General features: G+C 58.1%; 18 protein-coding genes and 1 pseudogene. 7 read left to right on the top strand and 12 right to left on the bottom strand.

The features are described from left to right. The first annotated feature begins 39 nt into the window (after positions 1-39). Positions 40-1,290 carry a tRNA guanosine(34) transglycosylase Tgt gene (gene tgt, locus O146_RS0100525; protein ID WP_027017387.1) on the top strand — a complete coding sequence of 417 codons (1,251 nt, stop codon included), beginning with the start codon at positions 40-42 and terminating at the stop codon, positions 1,288-1,290. Next, the gene (gluQRS, locus tag O146_RS0100530) at positions 1,274-2,236 is read left to right on the top strand and encodes a tRNA glutamyl-Q(34) synthetase GluQRS (RefSeq protein WP_027017388.1); all 963 of its coding nucleotides are present in this window, start codon (positions 1,274-1,276) and stop codon (positions 2,234-2,236) included. Before tgt ends, gluQRS begins: the two co-directional genes overlap by 17 nt. 50 nt (positions 2,237-2,286) lie before the next feature. On the opposite strand, the gene O146_RS12025 is transcribed toward gluQRS, so the two are convergent. Both O146_RS12025 and O146_RS0100540 read right to left on the bottom strand, forming a co-directional pair. Further along, positions 2,287-3,048 (bottom strand): TetR/AcrR family transcriptional regulator, encoded by a 762-nt coding sequence (locus tag O146_RS12025; protein ID WP_027017389.1) that lies wholly within the window; start codon positions 3,046-3,048, stop codon positions 2,287-2,289. Beyond that, positions 3,045-4,589: an MFS transporter gene (locus O146_RS0100540; protein WP_027017390.1), complete on the bottom strand. Its 1,545-nt coding sequence runs from the start codon at positions 4,587-4,589 to the stop codon at positions 3,045-3,047. The genes O146_RS12025 and O146_RS0100540 overlap by 4 nt, the downstream gene beginning before the upstream one ends. A gap of 332 nt (positions 4,590-4,921) precedes the next feature. On the opposite strand from O146_RS0100540, the gene O146_RS0100545 reads away from it, so the two are divergent. Then, positions 4,922-6,940 carry a BCCT family transporter gene (locus O146_RS0100545; protein ID WP_027017391.1) on the top strand — a complete coding sequence of 673 codons (2,019 nt, stop codon included), beginning with the start codon at positions 4,922-4,924 and terminating at the stop codon, positions 6,938-6,940. Here O146_RS0100545 and O146_RS0100550 read toward each other — a convergent pair. Beyond that, positions 6,937-7,197 carry a Txe/YoeB family addiction module toxin gene (locus O146_RS0100550; RefSeq protein WP_027017392.1) on the bottom strand — a complete coding sequence of 87 codons (261 nt, stop codon included), beginning with the start codon at positions 7,195-7,197 and terminating at the stop codon, positions 6,937-6,939. The genes O146_RS0100545 and O146_RS0100550 overlap by 4 nt on opposite strands. After that, positions 7,194-7,445: a type II toxin-antitoxin system Phd/YefM family antitoxin gene (locus O146_RS0100555; RefSeq protein WP_027017393.1), complete on the bottom strand. Its 252-nt coding sequence runs from the start codon at positions 7,443-7,445 to the stop codon at positions 7,194-7,196. Before O146_RS0100555 ends, O146_RS0100550 begins: the two co-directional genes overlap by 4 nt. 79 nt (positions 7,446-7,524) lie before the next feature. On the opposite strand from O146_RS0100555, the gene O146_RS10555 reads away from it, so the two are divergent. After that, on the top strand, positions 7,525-8,598 hold the full coding sequence (locus tag O146_RS10555) for an SLAC1 family transporter (protein WP_051619172.1): 1,074 nt from the start codon (positions 7,525-7,527) through the stop codon (positions 8,596-8,598). A gap of 28 nt (positions 8,599-8,626) precedes the next feature. Here the strand turns inward: O146_RS10555 and O146_RS0100565 are convergent, their stop codons facing one another. Beyond that, a complete protein-coding gene (locus tag O146_RS0100565; protein WP_162163361.1) occupies positions 8,627-9,958 on the bottom strand; it encodes an MFS transporter in 1,332 nt (443 codons plus the stop codon). A 138-nt stretch (positions 9,959-10,096) separates the two neighbouring features. Between O146_RS0100565 and O146_RS0100570 the strand changes: the two genes are divergently transcribed. Continuing rightward, positions 10,097-11,137: an SLAC1 family transporter gene (locus tag O146_RS0100570; protein ID WP_027017395.1), complete on the top strand. Its 1,041-nt coding sequence runs from the start codon at positions 10,097-10,099 to the stop codon at positions 11,135-11,137. Between the two features lie 18 nt (positions 11,138-11,155). Here O146_RS0100570 and O146_RS0100575 read toward each other — a convergent pair whose 3' ends face one another. The 5 genes from O146_RS0100575 to O146_RS0100595 form a co-directional block, all read right to left on the bottom strand. Continuing rightward, positions 11,156-11,887, bottom strand: coding sequence for an ABC transporter permease (locus O146_RS0100575; protein WP_027017396.1), 732 nt, complete (start codon positions 11,885-11,887; stop codon positions 11,156-11,158). A gap of 3 nt (positions 11,888-11,890) precedes the next feature. Then, positions 11,891-12,823, bottom strand: a complete 933-nt coding sequence (locus O146_RS10560; RefSeq protein WP_035000432.1) for an ABC transporter ATP-binding protein — start codon at positions 12,821-12,823, stop codon at positions 11,891-11,893. A gap of 86 nt (positions 12,824-12,909) precedes the next feature. Beyond that, positions 12,910-13,617, bottom strand: coding sequence for a response regulator (locus tag O146_RS0100585; RefSeq protein ID WP_027017397.1), 708 nt, complete (start codon positions 13,615-13,617; stop codon positions 12,910-12,912). Between the two features lie 17 nt (positions 13,618-13,634). Then, entirely contained in the window at positions 13,635-14,816 is a 1,182-nt protein-coding gene (locus O146_RS0100590; protein WP_027017398.1) for a sensor histidine kinase, read from the bottom strand. 47 nt (positions 14,817-14,863) lie between these two features. After that, positions 14,864-15,484, bottom strand: a complete 621-nt coding sequence (locus O146_RS0100595) for an NADPH-dependent FMN reductase (protein ID WP_411797347.1) — start codon at positions 15,482-15,484, stop codon at positions 14,864-14,866. A 133-nt stretch (positions 15,485-15,617) separates the two neighbouring features. Here O146_RS0100595 and O146_RS0100600 point away from each other — a divergent pair, with 133 nt between their 5' ends. Continuing rightward, on the top strand, positions 15,618-15,902 hold the full coding sequence (locus tag O146_RS0100600) for a hypothetical protein (protein WP_126925965.1): 285 nt from the start codon (positions 15,618-15,620) through the stop codon (positions 15,900-15,902). A 181-nt stretch (positions 15,903-16,083) separates the two neighbouring features. On the opposite strand, the gene O146_RS13135 is transcribed toward O146_RS0100600, so the two are convergent. Then, positions 16,084-16,908: an ATP-binding cassette domain-containing protein gene (locus O146_RS13135; RefSeq protein ID WP_244266779.1), complete on the bottom strand. Its 825-nt coding sequence runs from the start codon at positions 16,906-16,908 to the stop codon at positions 16,084-16,086. 48 nt (positions 16,909-16,956) lie between these two features. Next, a pseudogene (locus O146_RS13140) lies at positions 16,957-17,735 on the bottom strand (ABC transporter transmembrane domain-containing protein); the annotation flags it as partial. 638 nt (positions 17,736-18,373) lie between these two features. On the opposite strand from O146_RS13140, the gene O146_RS0100620 reads away from it, so the two are divergent. Continuing rightward, positions 18,374-18,568: a hypothetical protein gene (locus tag O146_RS0100620; protein WP_027017404.1), complete on the top strand. Its 195-nt coding sequence runs from the start codon at positions 18,374-18,376 to the stop codon at positions 18,566-18,568. Positions 18,569-19,068: the final 500 nt, after the last annotated feature.

Here is a 19,068-nt window from a genome sequence, read left to right on the forward strand (position 1 = left end):
CGGAGGTCGCATTAGCCGCAGCACGATAAACTAGCGGCTATGACCGATCTGAGTTTCACCGTTAACACCCACCTGGATCTGCCGGGAATGCAGGGCCGCACGGGCACGATCACCACTCCGCATGGCCCGATTAATACCCCGGCGTTTATCCCGGTGGCCACCAAGGCGACGGTGAAAACGCTGAGCCCGGAGCAGATTCGGCTCACCGGTGCGCAGGCGATCTTGTCCAACGCGTACCACCTGTACCTGCAGCCGGGGCATGACATTGTCGACGAGGCCGGTGGCGTCGCCAAGTTTGAAAGCTGGCATGGGCCCACCTACACCGATTCCGGTGGGTTCCAGGTGATGAGCCTGGGCGTGGGGCATAAAAAGACCATCAAGATGGATTATGAACAGGAGATGGCGGAGTTCACCCCGCGGAAGGTGAATAAGGACTCGTTGGCGATTGTCGACGAGGACGGCGTGAATTTCCGCAGCGTGTTGGACGGTTCGCGGCACCGGTTTACTCCGGAGAAGTCGCTGCAGATCCAGCACGGTTTGGGCGCGGATATCATGTTTGCGTTCGACGAGTTGACCACGCTGGTTGATACCCGCGCTTACCAGGAAGAATCCGTGGCGCGCACGCACCGCTGGGCGGAGCGCTGCTTGGTAGAGCACGACCGGTTGACGCGGGAGCGTGCGCACCGGCCGAAGCAGTCGCTGTGGGGCGTGATCCAGGGGGCGCAGCATGAGGATCTGCGCAGGCAGGCCACCCGCGGGCTGGTGTCGTTATCGCAGGAGGCCGAGGCGGCCGGTCGGCGTGGTTTCGGTGGTTATGGCATTGGTGGCGCGTTGGATAAGGGGATGCTGGGCACGATCGTCGGCTGGGTGTGCGAGGAGCTTCCCGACGATAAACCCCGGCATTTGCTGGGCATTTCCGAGCCGGACGACGTGTTCTGGGCGATTGAAAACGGTGCGGATACCTTCGATTGCGTCTCGCCGACGCGCCTGGGCCGCCGCGGTGGTGTCTACACGCTGGATGGCCGAATGAACCTGAAGAACAAGCGCTTTGAGCGGGACTTTTCTGGTGTCGATGAGGAATTCGGCGGCTATGTTTCGCAGAATTATTCGCGCGCGTATATCCGGCACTTGCTCAAGGCCAAGGAGTTTCTGGCGGGCACGTTGTGCACGATCCACAACCTGGAATTCATGATTCGCCTGGTTGATAACATCCGGCAATCAATCGACGGCGGTTATTACCGCGAGTACCGCGATGAATTCCTGGGCCGGTACTATGCCAATACCAAGTAGCGCTGTTTCGGCTGGTGCTACAGCTAACGCTGCTGGCACCGGGGGTGTCGGCCGCTACGCGCCGTCGCCCACTGGGGACCTGCATTTTGGCAACCTGCGCACCGCGGTGGCGGCGTGGTTGTTCGCGCGTGCCGACGGGCTGGGCTTTGTGGTGCGCGTCGATGATTTAGATTCGCAGCGGTGCCGGGAACACTTCGTCGACAGCCAGTTGGCGGATCTGCAGGCGATCGGCCTGGACTGGGATGATCGCGGTGCGGAGTTGCGGCAGTCGGATCGGGAGGCGGCTTATGCCACAGCCGTCGACAAGCTGGCAGGCCAAGGGTTGGTGTATGAGTGTTATTGCTCGCGCAAGGAGATCCAGCAGGCGGCGTCGGCGCCGCATCAGCTTCCGGGCGAGTATCCGGGTACGTGCCGGGATTTGAGCGAGGCGCAGCGCGTGAAAAAACGCGAGGAACTTGCTGGGCAGAGCCGGGTTCCGGCGTTGCGGTTGCGTACGGGGTGCAGTGAGTTCAGCATCACTGACCGGTTGCGCGGCGAATATACCGGCCGGGTGGATGATTTTATTGTGCGTCGTGGTGGCAATGCGGCGCAGGCGCGTGATTATGCCTATAACCTGGCTGTTGTGGTCGATGATGCGCACCAGCAGGTCACGCAGGTGGTGCGGGGGAATGATTTGTTGTCGTCTGCGCCGCGGCAGGCCTATCTGGCGCAGCTGTTGGGGCTGGACGCGCCCGAGTATGCGCACGTCGGGTTGGTGGTCAACGCCGACGGGCAGCGGTTGGCGAAGCGTGATGGCCCGATTTCTTTGCGCACCATGCCTGCCGCTCGAGTCGTCGGTGAGATTTTCGCGTCCATTGGTTGCGCTGGTGCGACGTCGTTGCACGAAGCTCTCGAGAGTTTCTGCCCGGAAGCGCTTGCCGACGACTACGTGTGGGCGGGAGGCTAGCAGCGCTAGCACGCCAGCGCTACTAGCGCGACTGTGCCGCTCACCGGACGTTACTCACCCAATTGTGCCGCGTAGACCTTCGCAAGCGTCGCCAAGCTGGCATATAGAGTGTCGTCGTCACAATCGATCAGCCACAGCTGCGCGGTGCCGAACAGCGCGCCGAGGATATTTTCAGCCAACATATCTGCTGGCTGCGCCCAGGTTTTCCCGGTGGCTGCGGCGAGGTAGTCCAGGATGCTGCCGATCAGTTCGCGATAGCTGGCGTTGGACTCTTGCATGATCACCCGCAGCTGCTCGTCCCGGGCACACATCAGCGCGAGCTCTTGCTGCGCGGCTTCTTCCCACGGGTCGCCGATCAAGTTATCGGCGTAGCTGGCAAAAGCGGCGTGCAGGATGCCTTCTGGGGAAACGGCCTGCTCTGCGGGGCTTGCCGCATGGTCCGGGGTTGCGGCCGAACCGGTGGCCTGCTCTGCCGGGCTTCCCGCATGTTCCGAGGTGTTGGCTTCCGGGGCGGCGAAGCGTCGAAAAGCAGCCGTCGAGCGATCAATATCGTCCCGGACGACGGCGCGGATCAGCTCGTCTTTCGAGTGGAAGGCGTAGTGCACCGAGCCATGCGGCACCCCGGCTTCCTTGGCGACGGCGCGCGTTGTCAAGCCGAATGCCCCATCGCGGGCCATGACGGTGTGGGCGACGGCGGTGAGTTCGCGGCGGCGTTGCTCGGCGGGGATACGTTTGCGGGACTGCTGGGAGCCAGAGCTGGGGCTAGAGCTGGAACTAGCGTCGGATTCGGTGTTCGGGTGTGTGCTGCTCATCGCGGTGAAATCTCCTGCGGGTGGTGGACGGATTCCTCGATGCGGCGGGAATATTCGCGGATGCCCCACCAGCCGGCGGCTGCCGCGCCCAGGGCGATGAGTGCGCCCGCACCGGTGGCGACATTCATGCCGGTCAGGTAGGCGTCGTTGGCGGCGTCGATGAGCTGGCGTGCCTGGTCGGCGGGCAGGCTAGCGGCGATCTCGTGTGCCCTGCCGAGGGTATCGCGGGCACTGACGGCCTGTGCGCCTTCCAACCCATGCTCGTCGGCATGCAGGTTCCGCGCATACACTCCTAGGCCCAGGGTGCCGAGCAGGGCGGTGCCCATTGCGCCACCGAATTCGTAGCCGGTTTCCGAAATCGCCGAGGCCGCCGAGGCGCGCGCCGGGGGAGCGGTGCTGAGCACCACCTCGTTGGTCAGGGTTTCCGAGAAGCCGATGCCGAAACCAACCGCAGCCGCCGCAACCACGACCAGCAGCATCGCCGATCCGGTGTCCAAGAACGATGCCAGACCGAAACCAAACGCGGTGATCAGAGAACCAATGGTGATGACCTTCCGGATGGAGACCCGCTTGGCGACGGACGGCGAAACGAAGGTTCCGGTCATCGTCGCCAAGGCCAGCGGCAGCATCCACAGGCCCGCGCTCATGGAGCTATGGCCTTTGACCAGCATGAGGTACTGCGGATAGAAGAACGTGAGCCCCAGTAATGCGAGGGTGGCCAGCATGTTGACGGTGATCGCGGCGGCGAATCCTGGGCGCGCGAAAAGTTCCAGGTCGATCATCGGGTTGGGGATGCGGCGCTGGCGGCGGAGGAACAGCGCGATGAAAGCGATACCCGCAACTAACGCGACGACGGAGGCCACCGATGGTTGCTTGATCAGGGTTTTCAGCGCGTAAACGACTGGGAGCAGCCCGGCGATGGACAGCGCAGCCGAAGGGTAGTCGAATTTCTGCGGGTTCGGGTCGCGCGATTCTGGCAGCAGGTACCACGCGGCGGGTAGGAATAGCGCCATGACCGGGGCGTTAATTAGGAACACTGAGCCCCACCAGAAGTGTTCCAACAGCAGCCCGCCGAGCACCGGGCCGAGCGCGCCACCGCCACCGAAGGCCGCTGCCCACACGGCAATGGCCAGGCGTCGTTCGTGCGCGTTGTCGAAGATGGTGCGGATCAGCCCCAGTGTCGACGGCATGAGGGTGGCCGCGGAGGCACCCAGGGCGGCGCGGGCGAGAATCAGTAGCTCCGGGTTGGGGGCGAATGCCGTCGCCAAGGAGGCCAAACCGAATGCGGGGGCGCCGATCATGAGCATGCGTTTGCGGCCGAAGCGGTCGCCGAGTGAACCCGCCAGAATGAGCAGGCCTGCCAGCAGGAAGCTGTAGATATCGATGATCCACAGCATTTGTGCGGAGGTGGGGCCGAGGCCTGCGCTGATGGCGGGTACGGCGATGCTGATGACACTCATGTCGATACTGAGCAGCAGCACGGGACCGACGAGTGTCGCTAGCGCGAACCAACGTGCCGCGGGGGATTGCATCGCTGTCATGGGTTTTCAGTACCGCCTTGTGGGTTGAGTTGTGGGTTGAGATATGTGTTGAGGTTTTACTTGAGGTGCAGGCTGCGATCTGTAGTGCGAACGCGACCTACTTGGCCGGGTGGCCAAGTCGACTTCCGCTAGTCTGCCATAAACTTGGCCGTCTGGCCAATAGTGGGGCGTGAATATGTAACGTGATTTATGCGACAGCCTGCCTTATAGTTGCTTAGCAGTTGTCTCGGAATTTGTTGAGAAATGCTGGGAACGGCAAAAACAGCAAAAACAACAAAAACAACAAAGAGAACACACCCCAGAATTGAAGAACAGCTACAAGGAGAGCGGCGATGGCGGAAAACGACGCAGAAGGCGCGGGCACGAAAGCCAAGCGCATCCTGCGGGAGGTGACGTACCCGCACAATATTCACCCCGCGATGGTGCCGGGCGTGTCTGTGGAGGATCAAAAGATCCGGTATCGCGTCGACAAGCCCATGCTCACCGTGGTGGGTGGCTTGGTTGTGGCGTTCATCCTGTGGGGCGTGCTGGCGCCGGAGCAAGTTTTCGACGTGTCATCCACGGCGCTGGATTGGATCATGACCAACCTGGGCTGGGTGTTCACCATGATCGCCGTGGTGCTGTTCTTCATTCTGCTGGTGCTCGCGTTCTCCAAATACGGCCGCATCCCGCTGGGGTTGGACGACGAAAATCCGGAGTATTCCACGCTGTCCTGGGCAGCGATGCTGTTTGCGGCTGGTATTGGTATTGGCATTATTTTCTTCGGGCCGTATGAGCCGCTCAGTCACTATTTATCCCCACGGCCGGGCGCGTATGAGGCCGCCAGCGAAGAAGCAATCAAGGGTGCAATGGTGCAGTCGACGCTGCACTGGGGCGCGAGTGCCTGGGCGATTTATGGAATCGTCGGCTTGTGCGTCGCCTATGTTTCTTTCCGACGCGGGCGGGTACCGCTGATGAGCTCGATTATGCTGCCGCTGCTGGGCAATAGGTCGACGGATTCGCTGCCAGCGCGCATTATTGATGGTTTGGCGATCATTGCCACGCTATTCGGTACCGCCGCCACATTGGGTATTGGATCTTTGCAGATCGCCAGCGGGTTCGAAGTGGTTTCGGGCTGGTCGACGGCGGGCAATACGGTTGCGTTGATCATCATCATGGTGCTGACCATTGCTACGATCGCCTCGGCGGTTTCCGGCGTGGCTAAAGGCATCCGGGTGCTGTCGAATATTAATTTGGTGCTCTCGATTGGAATCGCGGTGTTCTTCTTTGTCGTTGGCCCGACCGCGTTTTTGATGAATGCACTGCCAGCGGTGATGATCGAGTATTTCGCATCGTTCGGTGATGCGATGTCTGCGCACATGGGCGAAGGCGAAGAGATGCAGGCGTTCTTGTCTGCCTGGACCACGTTCTACTGGGCGTGGTGGATTTCCTGGGCGCCATTCGTCGGAGTGTTCGTCGCCAAGATTTCGCGTGGGCGCACCATCCGCCAGTTTGTGCTGGGTGTGTTGTTTATTCCGTCGACTATCATCATGACGGCGTTTGCTGTGCTGGGTGGTACGACGATTTGGCTGCAAAACCGTGATCATTCGATCGCACCTGATGGCACGGCAGATACGATGCCGGCACCAGAAGAGATTTTCTTTGTGGTGCTAGACCAGTTGCCAGGTGCGCACATTATTGCGCCGATCATCATCGTGGTGCTGATTATTTTCTTCGTGACGACGGCAGATTCGGCGTCATTGGTGAACTCGCAGCTATCACAAAAAGGTAACCCTAACCCGAACCCGTGGATTACGACATTCTGGGTTTTATGTATGGCTGGTATCGCCGTAGTGATTTTGCTTTCGGGCGGACAGGACGCGCTACGCGGTATGCAGAACCTGGTGGTGGTTACGGCGTTGCCGTTCGCGTTCATTTTGATTTTGATGTCAGTGGCATTGTTCAAAGAGCTGCGGAATGACCCATTTACCGTGCGCCGGATTTATGGCGACCGCTTGGTGGCGAATTCGGTAAAACAAGGCGTGTCGAAATACGGCGACAACTTTGCGTTGTCGATTGAGGAATGCCCACCGGATAGCGATTATTCTGCTGGTGGTAACTGGGATTCGCATGCCACCGAGAATGTTGGGTGGTACACGCGCACCGACGAGCAGGGGCGCGCCATTGAATACGATTACGAGACCGGCGAGTACCTGGAAGACGTAGAGCCGTACGAAGCGACTGAACGTGCTGCACGTGGGATAGCCGAGCAGGTTGCGGTGGACGACGGGGGTGTCGCTGACGACGCTGGCGATACTGACGACGCTGGTGGCGCTGGCGATACGGGGTCTAGAAACTCTAGCGGGTCTTAACGCCCATAGTGGTATCTGCAGGAAGCAATGCGAAGTTCATCGCCGAAAATTTTATAAACTAGCCGGTGCTCATCTGTGATTCTCCGCGACCAATAACCTTGAAATCCGTGTTTGAGTGGTTCTGGTTTGCCGATGCCGGAGTTTCCATTTCGTTGAATCTCTTTGATTAATCTGTTGATACGTTTGAGGACCTTTCGGTCTTCGGTCTGCCACCAGATGTAATCTTCCCAGGCTGATTCAGTCCAGACTAGTTTCATTCGAGTAAATCCCGTTGAATGCCTTCGCCATTTTCGAGCTGTTCGATCGAGGCTAATAGTCGGCGAGCGTTAGCCGGGCTTTTGAGTAGGTATGCGGTTTCCTTTAATGATTCATAATCATCAAGTGAGACGACCACTACCGGCTCGTGTCCTGCGCGTGTAATGATGACTTCTTCACGATCATCAGTAACGGTATCAAGCATCTCAGCATAGCGTGCTCGTGAATCGGAATAAGACATGGTTTTCATGGGCACCTCACTCTCTCATTTACCTGTACAGAAAATTGTACGCTGGTGCTTTTACGTTTGCAATCTTTGTGCTCCTACAATGAAGCAGGTGACTGAATCGCCGCACCTGCACCACGAACCACCCGAAGCGAAAACGGCACGTGCCCCGCAGCAAAAATCAACGATGACCCTGCCACCAGCCGGGCCCGCATGGGCTGCTGCGGTGATGGGCAGTGCCTCGCTCGCGCAGGTCGTAGAAATCTACTGGGGTGTCAGCGGTGCCGGGCACCCCGCCGCGGTGGCGTGGTATTTCATCGGGACGGCCATGCTGGTGTGGATCATTGCGGGGTTTGTGCGGCACCGCAACCCGCAGTTTGTGCCCGAACACCTCCCGGCGTGGGCGATGACGGCGATGGGGATTCTTGCGTTGTCGATGGCGACGTCTGTGGTGCTCGGCTGGTGGTGGTTACATACTGTCTACTGGGCAATCGGCACGGTGCTGGCTTTCGTGGTTTCGATTCGTTACCTGTTCCACCTAGTGCATTTGCCCAGGGCTGAATATTCTTCGGTGAATTTCACGTGGTCATTGCCGTTGCTCGCGCCGGTGGTGAACGCGGCGTCGGCGGGAATGCTCGCCCGGCATATCACCGATGCCGGTGGTAGCGGCACACTATCGTTTCTTGTGCACGCTATCGGCGTAGTCGGTTTGTTGCTGGTGTTGGTGACAGCTGTGCCGTTGCTGGTGGCGATTTATAGTGGGTTGGGGCGGAAGAAACTAAAAATACCGCCGAATTTCATCACTATTTATTGGATCCCGCTCGGGTTGGTCGGTCAGGCTACGGCCGCGGCGCAGTTGTTGGGGCGCAGCGAACCATGGGGCAGTATTGCCTACGGTTTTGGCGTGGTGGCCATGGTAATCGGCATTCCCGTAGTGATTATTGCGGCCTCGAAACACTGGCCACAAGTATTCCGCAATTCCATGGCGTATAACCCGACCTGGTGGTCCTGCGTGTTCCCGTTGGGAACTGTGGTCTCGGGCCTTAACCACATGAATAACGCCAGCGGCCAAGCCGTGTGGATTGGCATCGGTAATGTGCTGTTGTTGCTGCTCATTGCGCACTGGTGCTGGGCGTTTTTCGGTGGTGTGCGTTATGTTCAGCAGCGGCGCGGTTAGTTCGATCTGCCCGGGGCCCGTGGACTAATTACTTTTGCCCCACTTGCCACCGTCGCAGACCAACCCATCCCAGCCCCAACACGACCAGCACCACGAACCCGCCGGAAGCCACCGCCGCCGCGCTATAAAAATTCACAAACACTGAGGCCACAGCCAATACCCCGATCGCCCCTATGCGCCCGACGACGCCCACCAGCGAGGTCACAGCACCGATGCGTTCCACTGACGACGCCCGCCGCACCCCGAAGGCGGAATAGTTGGCAAAAACGATCAGTAAAAACGCCAGCGCCCCGTAAAACACCAGGTATACCCAGCCGTCGACAAGATACGACAGCCACGCCAACCCCGGGAACGCCACCACACCGGCAACCACGAGCGCGCGCCGCTGGAACAGCACCTCCGGGCGAATAAAAGAAGCACCAAACGCCATCCCGATAAACAGCAAATATAAAAACAGCAGGTGCGACTCTCCGAAGCCCTTTTCCAAGCCGACGGCCTGCCACAATTGAAAATGCAACTGTAAAAACGCCTGCGCGATCACCGCAAGCAGCAAAAATTGCCGCAACGCCGCCGAATCCCGCATCTCCTCCACGGTGGCACGCGCGTGTGATCTCAGCTCCTGCCACAGCCTGCGCGCACCGCCAATCCGTGCAGCATCATGCTTGTCGACGCTCGCCCCGGCTTCATTCCCGCCGACGGTTGCTACCTTGTGTTGCTCCGGGATCCGGAAGAACAGCGCAATCGTGACGACGGAAATCACCGTGGCTCCAACAGAAATGAAATAAATATTCGCGCCCATCGATAAATACAGCAGCGCGCCGATGGTGCTGCCGATCATCATGCCGAGGTACGCACTTTGCCCTTCCTTGCGCACCAACCAGGAAATACGTGATTCAACATGATCCGGCTCACCCACCGTGCCTGCTGGGCCCTGCCTTTTTGCATTGTTGATCAGCGCGGCATCCAGGGTGCCGGACTCTAAGGCCGTCGCCAAGCCATAAACGATCCAGGCCAGCAGCATCAACGGAAAGCCGTGCCCGAAAATCACCATCAGAAAGAATATGCAGAACACGAGGCGGGAAATAAAATACAGCGTGCGGCGGCTGATCATGTCTGCGATGGAGCCCGAGGGGAATTCGAAAAGCAATACCGCGACGCTAAAACCGGCCTGGACTAGCAGGATCTGCGACAGGCTTAATCCCTTGTCCAGCAGCAGTGGCGTCAAAATCGCGTGCGGGACCGTCAGCGCGAGGTTCATGAGAAACTCGGCGGCAAAAAATGGCGTGGCGACGTCGGCAAGAACGCGCAGCTGCTCCCCGGACTGCATGCGCCCTTGCTGGTTGGTTTTCGGTCGCGCCACGGTGGTCCTTATTGCTGAGTTTTGCCTATCGTGATCATCTGATTGATAGAACAATAGCACTGTGACCGGAGTAAACAATAGTTGATGAAAATTAGGCCCGACGTTGCTGTGATGTAGATCGCGTCTAGAGTGGGGTGGGTGACTACAACGCCGCACTTGCACCATGAACCGCCCGCGCCACGGCAGAAACACGCTGCACTGAGCCTGCCGCCCGCTGGCCCCGGGTGGGCTGCGTCTGTGATGGGGACGGCGGCGCTCGCACTGGGCGCTGAAGCCTACTGGGGAGCTAACGCCTTCGGTCACGCAGCGGCGGTGGCCTGGTATTTCGTTGCGACGGCCATGCTGGCTTGGGTGACTGCCGGATTTGTCCGACACCGCAACCCGCCGTTTGTAGCGGAGCACCTCCCGGCCTGGGCGATGACCGCCATGGGGATGCTTTCGCTGTCAATGGGTACCTCCGCGGTTCTTGGCTGGTGGTGGTTGCACACCGTCTACTGGATTTTCGGTACTGCGCTCGCCTTCGTGGTGACTGTCCGGTACCTGGTCTATTTGCCGAGCGCGCAGTATTCGGCGGCCAACTTCACCTGGGCGTTACCGCTGCTTGCGCCTGCCGTGGCCGGAGCCCCGGCGGGAACACTGTCCCAGCACATCACTGATACCGGTGGTAACGGAACGTTGTCGTTTCTTGTGCATGCCATTGGCGTAGTGGGGCTGTTGATGCCGCTGATTACAGCGGTCCCGGTGTTGATAGCGGTGTATATCGGCCTGGCCCGACAGAAATTAAAAATGCCGCTGAACTTCACCACCATTTATTGGATTCCCCTCGGCGTGATTGGCCAGACCACAGCCGGGGCGCAGTTGCTGGGGCACAGCGCACCCTGGGATCATTTTGCCTACGTATCCGGTGTGGTGCTCATGGTGATCGGCATACCGGTACTGCTCATCGCGGCCTCGAAACACTGGCCGCAAGTATTCCGCAATTCCATGGCATATAACCCCACCTGGTGGTCCTGCGTATTCCCGGTGGGAACGGTGGTCTCGGGCTTGAATCAACTGACTAACGCCAGCGGCCATAACGCTTGGATGATCGTCGGCACCCCAATGCTGCTCTTGCTTATTGCGCACTGGTGCTGGGCGTTTTTCGGCGGTGTGCTGTACGTGCAGCAGCGGCGCGGGTGATCGGGTAATTCGTAACCCCTACTTCACATCGAGCTTTTGGTTGGCGAGAAAGCCCAGCCCACACAGCACGACCAGCCAGCCAATAAGCACTGCGGCACCAGCCCAGCCGGTGTGGATGTAGTCGTAGAAAGCGAAGCCGGTGGTCAACGATTCAAAGGTGGTGTTAGGCAGCAATTGGGCGACTGGGCGTAGGAATTCGTAGATCATCGCGGCAGAGGCCAGCAGTTGCTCGACGATCAGCATCCAGACGATCGGTAGCCCGACCGCCGCGATCTGCGAACGCACCAGCGCGGCCAAACCAACCGCAGCCACGGCATACAACGGGTAACCAATGAGCACAGCCCACAGGATGCTGGTGGCTTCACTGGAATCTAGGTGCAAACCAAAAACTGGCGCGACCACGAGCGATATCCCGATAGAAACCGCCAGCAACACCAGCACAAACACCCCGGTGACCAGCATTTTTGCCGCTAACCAGTTCCAACGCTGCGGTTGGGTCAAAAATGCCTGCCCGTGCATGCCGTGCGCCAGATCGCGTGAGGTCGATGCCGCAGCATAGATAATCGCGAGCATCTGAAACAGCCCCCCGGCAATCAGCAGGTCATTCCAATAAAAATCCGTCGTGGCATCCGAGGCGAACAGCCCCATCAACACGACGGGTCCAACAATCGAACCCACCAGCAGGATCGCGTAGACCCACGTGCTGCGCAGGCTCGTTAGTTTTGCAATTTCTGAGCGGACTACATTCATGGTTTAAGCGCCTTTCCGGGTGGAATATTCTTGGGCATCGGCGGTAGCAGTCAAGAAACGCTGCTCCAGGTTCTGCGATTCGGTGCGCAGACCAATAATTGGGATTTGGTGTTCGGCAGACAGCTTGCCGACGAGCCGGCGGATTTCAATTTCCTCCGTATTTTCCGGAACCTCCAGCGCCAACGCGCCAGCATCCCGCGTCGACACGTCCAACCCGGCTGATTGCAAACGCTGCGTGAGCTTGTCGACGTCGTCGCCACCGGTTTCCACCACCACTTTGGTGCCGCCGCGCAGAAATTCCTCCATGCTGTATTCGCCGATCATCTCACCGCGACCAATCACCACTAGGCGGTCGGCGGTCTGCTCCATCTCGGAAAGCAAGTGCGAGGAAACCAGCACCGCGCGGCCTTCGCTAGCGAGGTGGCGGATGGTGTGCCGCATCCAGCTCACACCTTCTGGGTCCAGGCCGTTGACTGGCTCGTCGAGGATCAGGTGTTTCGGATCACCCAACAACGCGCCGGCCAAACCGAGGCGTTGTTTCATGCCCAGTGAGTATCCGCCGATCTTTTTGTTCGCGGCATCAGAAAGGCCCACGATTTCCAGGCATTCGTCGACACGGGCAGCAGAGATTCCCGCGCCGTAGGCCAGCACCCGCAAGTGCGCGCGCCCGCTGCGGCCCGGGTTAAACCAGGTGGCTTCCAGCAAAGCGCCGACCTGCGCGGGTTTGTTGCGCACCCGGGAAAATTCCGTGCCATCCACGAAGGCCTGCCCGCTGCTGGGCTTATCCAACCCGAGGATGCAGCGCATAGACGTCGACTTGCCGGAACCGTTGGGGCCCAAAAAGCCCGTGACCGACCCGTCGGGGACCTGGAACGTCAAATCTTTGATGGCGGTTTTCGCGCCATACTTTTTGGTTAGTTGTTCAACTGTGATCATGCCACCAGTATGGCAGTAGCTGCTAGCCGTGTATATAGTGCTGTGGGTGGAAATTTAGGCCTCATACCGGGGTATGAGGTTGCGGTTCAGCCCAGCCCATGATGTACGGCATAGAGTACCGCGTGCACCCGGTCGCGCGAGTTGGTTTTCCGCAAAATGTGGGTGACATGGGTTTTTACCGTCGGCATGGAGACGAACAGCTCCTGCGAAATTTCTTGGTTCGACAGCCCGCGGGCCATCAACTGCAAGATTTCTGTCTCGCGCGGGGTAAGCGGTTCTGTTGCGGCGTTGTCGCTTGCAGAGTTGTCGCTGGAGCGGTGCTGCTTGTCGATGCCCACGCCGCCCGAGCTTCCGGCGTTGCCAGAGCGCATGCTGCGCAACAGGCGGGCGGTGGCTTTCGGAGAGATGATCGCGGTGGATTCATCCACGGTTCGCACTGCCTGCAGCAGATCTTCCGGTTCGCTGTCTTTGAGCAGGTATCCGCTGGCTCCGGCTTCGATTGCGCCGACAATATAATCGTCGTTTTCAAACGTCGTCAAGACGATGATTCGCGTATCGGGGTGAATTTTTAAAATTTCACGGGTTGCGGTGATGCCATCGGTGTCTGGCATTTGAATATCCATCAACACCACGTCCACCGGATCATTCGCTGCCTGGTTAATAGCCACCGTGCCGTTGTCGGCTTGCCAAGCCACCGTGATGTCGTCCTGCGAATCCAGCACCATGGCAAAACCGGTGCGCACCAGCGGCTGATCGTCGGCAAGCCCGACCGTGATTGGGCGCGTCGTGTCCATGTTCATCCTTTGGCCGCTCATGTTGGAATCTCCACCGTGACGTTGAAACCGCCTTCATAATACTGCGAGTCGCCCCAGCGCGCGGTGCCACCATGGATGCGGGCGCGCTCACGCATGCCCTGCAAACCACGACCGGTAGAATCCACGGCCTCATACACACCGGTTCCTGGAGCATTGTCGACGCTCACGCGTACCGACGAAGCCGCAGACCAGTCGACTTTCAGGCGCGCGTTGGTGGGCCCGGCATGCTTCATGATGTTAGTCAGTGCCTCCTGCACGATGCGATACACCGTCAATCCACGGGCAGGGTCTAACTGTCGACGGGTGCCGGTCTCGTGCCAATCGATATGCACGCCACCGCGCTGGGCCTCGTGCAACAATTCTTCGATGCGTTCCAGACCCGGCGACGAGGATGTCTCGCGGGTGTCATCGTCACGCAAAACACTGAGCAACTGGCGCATTTGCGTCAATGCGTCCCGGCCGGTGTGCGAAATGGTGGTTAAAGCCTGCAGTGCGGCCTCGGGGTTATGGCGCGCGGCGTAGCGCCCGCCGTCGGCCTGCGCGATAACCGCGGTGAGCGAGTGGGCGACAATATCGTGCATCTCGCGCGCAATGCGGGTGCGTTCGGTAACAGCGGCGAGCTCCGCGCGGGCATGGAGTTCTTCTAATCGCAGGCGTCGGCGGCGGCTACGCAGCCCCAATTGCCAACACAGCGCGATGGAAAGGAGGGTGATGAAGATGAGCGCGGAATGCAAAACGAAAAACTGTTGCAGGCCAAGGGTGCTATCCAGCCCGAGAATCTGGTGTAGGAAAAAATAGCTGCGCACCGCGGACAGCACCAGCGTGCCGACGGCGCCGAGCAGCAGCAACGTCACCCAGAGTTTGCGGCGCACCGGCAGGTTGGCGGCGATGAAATATGCTTGCCAACAGACCACCGCATAGCCCAGCAACGAAAACCCATTGGTGGCAACCGCCAGTACGGTCAGTGTTGCCGCCAATAGCATCAGTGTTGGCTCCGGGCGGCGGCGTTGCCACAACAAACCCACCCAGAGCACCGCGGTGATAGCTGCGGTAAGCGCACCCGGGGGCCGGGGAGTAAGACCGGGATCGAAATCAACGTCTGCGAGTGACAGCAGCACCAGCAGAGGTGTTTGCACCAGTACTTGGCGCCACAAAGACTTATCCCGCATGAGGCTCATGCTGCCAGTCTAGAGCCGTGGCACGAACCTAGAGCCGTGGCACGTACCTAGCGCATGAGTTCGGCGAAGCGCCGCAGGTAGTCAGCGACGAAGTCGCGGGTTTTGTCGTTGTTGAACGCGCCGGCGTCGTCAAGCAAGCTCGGCGACTGTCCCAGGAAGACCTCAGGCTGGCCTGGGGTGGGCATGTCGAAGTAGGAGAGTGCCAGGCGCAGGTTCTTCTGCGAGCTGTAGCCGCCCATGCGCCCGACGGAATGGCTGATGATGCCAGCCGGGAGGTGTTTCCAGGCGACATCTGAGTTTGGTTTGGAGCCGATGTCGATGGCGTTTTTCAGGCACGCCGGGATGGTGCGGTTGTTTTCGGAGGTCACGAACAAAATGCCGTCGGAGGCTTTGACGGTTTCACGGAATTCGGTGTAGGAGTCTGGGGTCTGCACATCGGTGACTTCTGGGTCGTCGTAGTCGAAGTTGTACAACGGCAGGTGCCCAATTTCGACGATGGTGCCGGTGCAATCTTCCGGCAGTAATTCGATGGCTTGCTTGGCGATTTTGCGCGCGAATGATCCGCCGCGCAGGCTGCCGACCAGCACCGTGACGCGTCGTTTATCGCTTGTCGACGGTACCTGGTTGCTTTTGGTTACTGGGGTGCTGTCAGTTGCTTGGTTGCTCATACGCAACATCCTTTCTATATGCCTAGTAGGCTGGCTAGCAATCAGAAGCTAGAACTTAATGAACAATTAAGTTCAGTAGCATGAAGTTTAACAAAGTTTGCGTGAACCAATCCCGCTTGCAAGGAAGGAGCCTGTGATGTCGCAAGCAGTCGACAAAGAATGCGCCTGGCTGGAAGCAATTAGTGTGTTCCAACAACTGCGCAAAGGTAATTACCAAGCTGGGGTGGATGCGCTCTGCCCGCAGAAAGCTGGGGCTGCAGGGGTCACCGGGAATTCCGGGGATCCTGGAAGTGAGCAGCAAGAAATAGCCCACGGCCTTATGCGGATGCTGGCGATCTTGCTGCGTGGCGAAGACCAGCAAAAACTCGACGACTTCGTGGATGTCGCGTTGGGAATGGCGCCGCCACCGCGGGGCTAATAGGTTAATCGGGGGTCTTCGCCCCGTCGCGGTGCTGTGAAGTCATCCCATCGCCGGTGATCCTGATTTGGTGCGTTTTTACAAATAGGCCCGCTGAAAGTGGCCTTTTTCGTTCACTATTTGTAAAAATGCACATCAAGTCCGGTCCGGGGGTCAGGTCGCGCCGGTGACGAGAACATGTTTACGCATTTGAAGACTCCCTGCTGTTCGGCGTACTTTCGACGATTCTCCCGTCGGTGACCACTAGAATCCGTTCTGCCAGATTCGTGATGTTTGTGTCGTGGGATGTAAAGATGACTGTGGAATCCGTCTCCAAGAGGCTGTTCATGGACAACTCTGCTGATACTGAGTCGAGAGCGGATGTTGGCTCATCTACAAGGATGACCAGCGATTTTTGAAGGATGGCACGGATGATGGCAACTCGCTGTCGCTCTCCTCCGGACAATCCGCTATTGCCGGATCCTACTAATCGGTCTAGGCCGTCGGTACTGGCGAAATTTCCCAGTCCGAACTGATTTAGCAATGTGCAAAGAATTTTGTCATCGGAACTGTTTTCTGTCCCGAGAGTAAGGTTTTCTCTGAGTGTCCCCGGAAGCAAGTCAGGTTCCTGCTCGACGTAGGTGATCACAGTGCGAAGATCTTTTCTGTTCCAGTCACTAAGATCCCGCCCTCCGACACGGATGTGGCCGGCCGAGAGGTCATAGAATTTCAGTAGAAGACTGAATATTGTGGTTTTTCCCGTACCAGAAGCTCCTGTGAGTGCCACTTTCTCACCTGGTCGAACCGTTACAGTTGCGTTATCTAAGATGGTTTGGCCCTCTCGGCTGAACGATGCCGACTCGAACTCGATGGACCCTGGGGGAGTGGGCCAAAGCTCTGGAAGCGAATCGTGTCCGGCTGAATCTTCAACTTCGAGATCGAAGAGCTGGTTAATTCTGCTCAGTGCCCCCCTAGCCTCAAAGAAGGCTCCGAGGGACTGGGATACCTGCACGATGGGGGCGAGCATTAGGAATAGTGCGGTAACGAAGATGGTAAGTGCCTCTCCCGACAAATCACCGTTGTTTAACCTAATGGATCCGAACATGACGACCGCGAGAAGTGCCATGTAGGAAGCCACAGTGCTCAAGGGGTCAAGAACAGCTTCGACGAAGCTCATCTTTCGCCGATTCCGGTAGGCGTGGTCAATCTCGGTGGACAAGTTGCCAATGACCTTTTTCTCGACTCGGAAGGCCTTGATGGTACGAATTGCTGATAGCGCTGACTGTAAGATTTCTCCGAGCGCTGCAAGGTGGTCCTGAACTTTCGACGAAAGATTCTGTAGGGAACTTGAAATAGCTAGAATTATCACTAGGGCTATCAGCAGCACTGCAACTACGACCAAGAGTAATTTCCAGTCCACCACAGCCATATAAATGAGTGCACCGATGATTACGGTGAACCCACCCGCGAAATCAGTAAGGGTAGAAGAGAAAGCTGTGCTAACGATGGAGGTGTCCGACGTTACCCGTGTGGTGAAGCTGCCCGACCCCCTTTCTCAAACTCCCTCATCTGCAGGTAGAGAAGGTGCTTCGTGATCTTCTTACGCATGTCGCGGACTGTTCGATCCGCTGCGATGGATACCACGTACATTGTAGCGGCTGTCAAAACGGATGTTCCCAGAATAGTTAAGAGTAGGAGCATCAGTGGTTGCTGAAACTCGCCGCTACTCACTCCGGATATCAACTGGCCAACAAGTGCGGGTTGAAGAAGAGTAACAGCGGTAGACAACAATGACAGGAGGATTCCCAGGCTGATCAGTCCAGCATTGTTTCGCAGAAGGTTAAAGGCTGTCATCGGGGCGGACTACTCCTCGGTTCAGGCTCTCGTCTGGGGGTGCGTCAGCGGTTCCGTTTCGGACGGTGAAGCGGTAGTAAAATACAGGCTCCTCATCTTGTGCGTAGCCTGCTGAACTAACCAGCATAACCTCATACTCGGATGTATGTGGCGAAATTTCGTCGCCGTTGGTGACTATAAAATTGGCAATGGCCTGGCGCCCTGCCTGAATGGCAGCACGATCTCCTTTGGAGAGGGTGATATTGGCTAGGTTCTCTAGGGTGGAGAAGATGCCAATGATCCTCTTGGATCGCCGGGACGCACCAGAATAGAAGGGAGACAACCACGATGGACTGTTACTGTTGCGAGACGTGGCGGTCTCCTTCTGCGGGGTGCATCGACATATTTTTCGCCAAGATGTGGTCTTCGACGAGACGGACCACGCGGTCCTTCGCATCCTGGTCAAGTTTTTGGGCATGTTCGAAGATTTTCCCATCTACTCAAACGGAACAAAACCTGGGACACTTCAAGTGACAATAGTGCGGACTCTGCCACGAAACCTCTCGGCGTAGGCGTGGATCAGGGTGAACCCGATCAATGGGAAGTGTCAACGCCACAGGGCCGACCAACTGTTCCATCTACGCGATGAGGTGAGAACCATGATCGGACAGACCACACCACAACCCAACAAACGCCCACAGCAGAATTTCTCCAGCGGACGGGAGTTAATCGAGGCGGTCATCACCCGCCGAGAGCAAGCTACTCAAGCCCGCGATCTTCTTGCGTCCCTAGAAAACGATTTACCCAGCCATTCCACCGGCGGTGATCCTGTTTTGGTGCATTTTTACAAATAGGCCCGCTGAAAGTGGCCTTTTTCGTTCACTATTTGTAAAAATGCACAATACGCTGGTCGACGCCCCGGCCGGACACACTTTTGGGGATGCGGACGAAATCTTGGAGGATTTTTCGCATAACCCGTCGCTGAGACCCGGGTTGCGGTGTGAAAAAGAAAAATCTCGAGGCACCGATCTGGGAACGATGTCTCGAGATTTAATATTGGCGGAGGATGTGGTGTCTGATTCCATGACATCGTTCCGCTCTGTCTCACGACATCCTTCCGCCCCTCAAGGCTCTGATGTGCCACAACATCGTTCCGCTGTTCTCACACAACCACCCCAACAGGGACAATGAGGACACACGCACCACCTTAGGATGTAGCGAGACATACTTCCGCCCAAAATAGAGCATGGGCAAGAAACACACTTCCAACAAAGTCATCGTCGAAACCATCCTCGCGACCGGCATGAGTCATAAAGATGCCGCCGCACTCTTTAACGTCAGCACCCGCTGGATC

Source organism: Corynebacterium pseudodiphtheriticum DSM 44287, from assembly GCF_000688415.1.
Classification (GTDB): domain Bacteria; phylum Actinomycetota; class Actinomycetes; order Mycobacteriales; family Mycobacteriaceae; genus Corynebacterium; species Corynebacterium pseudodiphtheriticum.